This window comes from Aporhodopirellula aestuarii (assembly GCF_023701485.1).
Taxonomy (GTDB): domain Bacteria; phylum Planctomycetota; class Planctomycetia; order Pirellulales; family Pirellulaceae; genus Rhodopirellula; species Rhodopirellula aestuarii.
Genome location: NZ_JAMQBK010000108.1, coordinates 1 through 4,047 on the forward strand (window position 1 = coordinate 1; position 4,047 = coordinate 4,047).

The 4,047-nt window shown below is 54.7% G+C and carries 2 protein-coding genes; one reads left to right on the forward strand and one right to left on the reverse strand.

Translation table 11 applies throughout. The annotated features are described in order from the left end of the window. The first annotated feature begins 324 nt into the window (after window positions 1-324). A complete protein-coding gene (locus NB063_RS30075; protein WP_250933149.1) occupies window positions 325-2,898 on the forward strand; it encodes a WD40 repeat domain-containing protein in 2,574 nt (857 codons plus the stop codon). A 312-nt stretch (window positions 2,899-3,210) separates the two neighbouring features. Here NB063_RS30075 and NB063_RS30080 read toward each other — a convergent pair. Continuing rightward, the coding region (locus tag NB063_RS30080; RefSeq protein WP_250933151.1) for a peroxiredoxin-like family protein at window positions 3,211-4,047 on the reverse strand (837 nt) is incomplete at its 5' end.

Below are 4,047 nucleotides of genomic sequence, written 5' to 3' on the forward strand. Positions count from 1 at the left end.
TTGTGTAGATACCAATGCCCTCGGGGAGGGTCGAGCGAAGCGAGGGGAGGGACGAGGACCCAACTCACCCCGGCCCGAAGCGGCCCGACCCTCCCAAGGTCTATCGGAAGTCCCTCACCGATGCCGGTGCCAATATCATCAGAGCGTGCGAACTCCAGGTACCCGAAACCTTGCTATCTGTAACGAGTCGTTAAGAAACCAAGGTTGGTGTATTGCGCAAGTAAGTGTCCCCAGGCAAACGGCTCCAGGAGTTCGAACCGGTTTTTGGTGGCTTGCCCCTGACGTCATCGCCAATCGTTAAGATGTCAATCAAAGGGGAATGCAATGGGCAAAATGAACCGCTGTGCGATTGGCGTTCTGTTACTGATCAATTTGATTTTCTGTCCCTTTGGTTTCGCCGAAGAGGACGAATGGCGGGATCCGCGTTTGCTTCCAGCCAGACCGCAGGTGCAAATCGATTCGCAGAAATACTTCGCCTCGCCCGGTGAAGAGAAGGCGATTTTGGCATTGGTCGATCGGTTGTCAGAAATTGATCAACCCGATTTCGGTTTCGCGAATTGGATGAGCGGTAGCCAGTTTGCGCCGTTGCCTCAGAGCGACAAGTTTTATTCTGGGATCATCATGATTGATCACCAGCTAAAGACCAACGACGTGCTCAGGCAGCTGGTGGCGTTGGGGCCGAAAGCCCTGCCGATTCTGCTGCAACGACTCAGTGATCCCACGCCGACCAAGCTGGAGATGGAGCACCAAGGAATGATGGGCTCGCAGTGGTACGGGCGTGAAGTTTCGCTCAACGTCGCTCGACCTGTGGAGCGGGAAGTCAAGAAGAGATTTGCTGACTTGTTTGCGAAAGAAGAAGCGTTTGGGGTGGGAGAAAATGTGCCAAAGCATGTCATGACCATCGGCGATATCTGTTTTGTCATCATTGGTCAGATCGTCAATCGTGGATACCAAGCGAGTCGTTATCAACCCACTGCATGTCGGGTGATTAACAGCCCCACTCATGATCCTGAGATTGCGGAGGTCGTGCGAGCGATCTGGGAGAGCGAAGATTCGCCGCAGTTGCTTTGGGACGCTCTGTTGGATGATCTGTTTACGGACCACAGGGGATATGGCCAAGATAGTGCGGCGCTACGATTGTTGTTCTATTTCCCCGATCGGTCGAGTGGGATCATCGCGAATCGTATCCGCGATCTCGATCTGACCGACCCGTCGGGCGCAGGTTCATGGCAAGAAATTCAAGCGAAAAATGGTTTGGATGCAATCGAGTTTCTCGAAGCAGTCCGGTCGTCCGATCAGCCGTTGGTAACCGATGCGCTTTTGGATGCTGCGAAACGATCCGAAACTGCGTACTATCTCGCCGCCTCGCTCAACGCGAACGTTGCCAGGGCTGATGAAGATGCGATCATCGAGCAGATGCGGAAAATGTTGTCGGTGGCTCCGCCGGTGGATCAAGGCCCGTTTGGCGGTGAAAAGGATTTGTTGTCGGCTGCCGCACGTTACTATCCCGCTCAATCCCAAGAACTGTTCGGACTCTATCGTAATCATTACACGATGGAGACGCTGCGTTCTTGCATTCATGCGCTACGTCATCCGACAAAACAACAGGTGTGGATGAAGGAGTTTTTGGCGAGCCTACTCGATGACAAAACCGACACCGGTTGGAGATACGGCCCTGACTACGATCGTCAGCCCATTCGCATTTGTGACGAAGCCGCTGAGATTTTGGCGACCGACTACCTTGCGATCACAGCGTTTCGATATGAAAACAATCCCGCGTTCATGGATGGGCAAATCGCGAAACTCAAACGCGTGCTGTCCGGTGACAAATCCATTTCGTTTGCGGCAGCGATACCTCCAAACCGTCCGGCCGATTTTCCCACTCGGAAAGCACTCCATACCTTGTACCTGGAGGAGCATTTGTGGCCGATCTATTCCATCTCCGATCGGGATTCCATTTGGGCGGATGGTTTCAACGAGAGTGTGCAGATCGATTGTCAGTCGGGTGAAGTCATCCAACGTGTCCCGATTGAACTTCCTGAAGGAAATGAGAGCTACGTCGCAGGAGGCATATCTGGGAGATCGTTCAGCTATTACGGTGATGATGGCGGTAAGCTCATTCAGCGTGATGTGCGCACGGGGCGTGTGATCACCAATGTGAAGACGCCGTTCCACGATGGCGTGCAATTCGATGATGCGGTTCAAATTCGAAATCTGGGCGATGTCACGATATGCGGGGTCGAATCTGAGTGGTTGATCGCGTGTACGAGCGACGGGGCCCTGCACCGCGTATCCACCGCATCGGGTGAGCACCGCGTTGAGCATCAATTCCCAACGTCGAAGCGCGGCATGTTTTTGAGTCCCGAACTCTTGGCGTCCCCGCGCTCGTCAAAGGTGTTGATCGAAGGTTTGGGTGAGGACGCGCCGTTCGACACCACGTTGTATCTCTGGGATCAGGCCCGCGAAAAATTGCAAACGATCGAGAAAGCACCCTCGATGGGCTGGTCGGCGTTTTGGGGAACGCTCGCGTTGAATTCGATGAATGGCTATTGCACTGTATGGAATCTGGACACCGTTCAAGAGGTCGAACTTCCTTGGCGGGACGAACCCATTGTGTCAGTGGCCGCGAATGCCGATCAGTCGATTCTCTATCTGTTGCGAAACAACGGAGCGATCGACGTCGTGAGGGTGGACGACGGGAGTGCTGTCGTGCCTTTGCGAAGGCTAGCACCTGCGGTCGATTCGCCTGTCCGGGGTTCGCTCGTTGTTTGTGACGACGGGCAGCATCTCTTGTGGCATGCTCGGATCGACGAAACCGAACAGGCTGGGGTCCCCGAGTCAACGAAGCTTGTCATCGCGGTCTACGACACCGGCGAGAATCCGAAACAGACTCCGTGATTCGCGACGGAGACCGCCATAGGCTGTCACGATCGCCGCGCTTCACATAGCTCGGTCTCTCAGGACATTCATATATGTACTGCAGGGTTTCAAATGTAGCGGAACGGCGCGAGCCGTCCGGTGACTCGGGACCGGACGGCTTGCGGGCTGTTGAGTTAGTCGTTTCGCAAACAAGAGTGAGCCGACAGTGCTAGCTGCGGGCGTCCAATGCGGGCATCGTACCGTAAGGCCCGCGGCTAGCGCCGACGGCTCACTAAATCAACAGCCTGCTTGCGCCGTTGCGCTAAGAAAGTGACGTTGTCCAGCTGAATACTATTTCGGTGCCGGGATGCTGAGTTTTTGGAGAGCGGCGATGATGTCGTCGGGTTCGGCCCGTGTTCGATAGTCGACGTTGGCGTATCGCCACGTGACCACGCCGTCATTGGAAAGTACGAAGGTCGCAGGGATGGGGAGGACACTGCCGTTGCCGTTGTTGATCTTGGCGAGTTCCAACCCTCGGTCTTTCTTCATGTGCTCGATCAAAACGTCCGGAACTTGCCAAGCAATTCCGTATTGTTCGGCGACTTGAGCGTCCTGATCCGAAAGCACGATGAAATCGAGTTCGTCTCGTTCCGCTTGCGACAGCGATTCGTCGGGTTTCTGTGGAGAGATCGCTACGAGTTCGGCACCGAGGTTGTGAATTTCGTCCAACCGTTGCTGCATCGCTCTGAGTTGTAGGTTGCAATAGGGACACCAATTTCCGCGATAAAACGTGACCACGACCGGGCCGTTTTTCAGCAGGTCGGCGAGCGAGACGATCTTTCCCTGGGCGTTGGGCAGTTCAAACGTGGGAGCGGTTTCCCCGACGGTAGTTGCACTGCCGCCCTGTTCAAAATCCTTCGCCGCGGCCAGGAGCTCATCGACTGAGTTCATAAAATCAGGTTTTGCTTGGCGAGTTTTTTCAATTTGGGCGTCGGTTTGATCTTTCAGGCTGGTCATTATGCGTCCAAGAAGGTTGTTTGCGATCATCGTGCGATAGGCCGCGGTAGCATGCGATGCGATACCCCGATATCGGATAATGGTCGGAAGACGCAACACGTCCGCCACTAAGCAGGTACATAGAAGTGATTCGGTATAACGACAATTCCGCTGCTCGTGATCGGTTCGGCG

What these genes read in the sequence shown, in the direction of transcription:
- NB063_RS30075 (WP_250933149.1), top strand. Translation starts at nt 325, where the DNA reads ATGGGCAAAATGAACCGCTGTGCGATTGGCGTTCTGTTACTGATCAAT.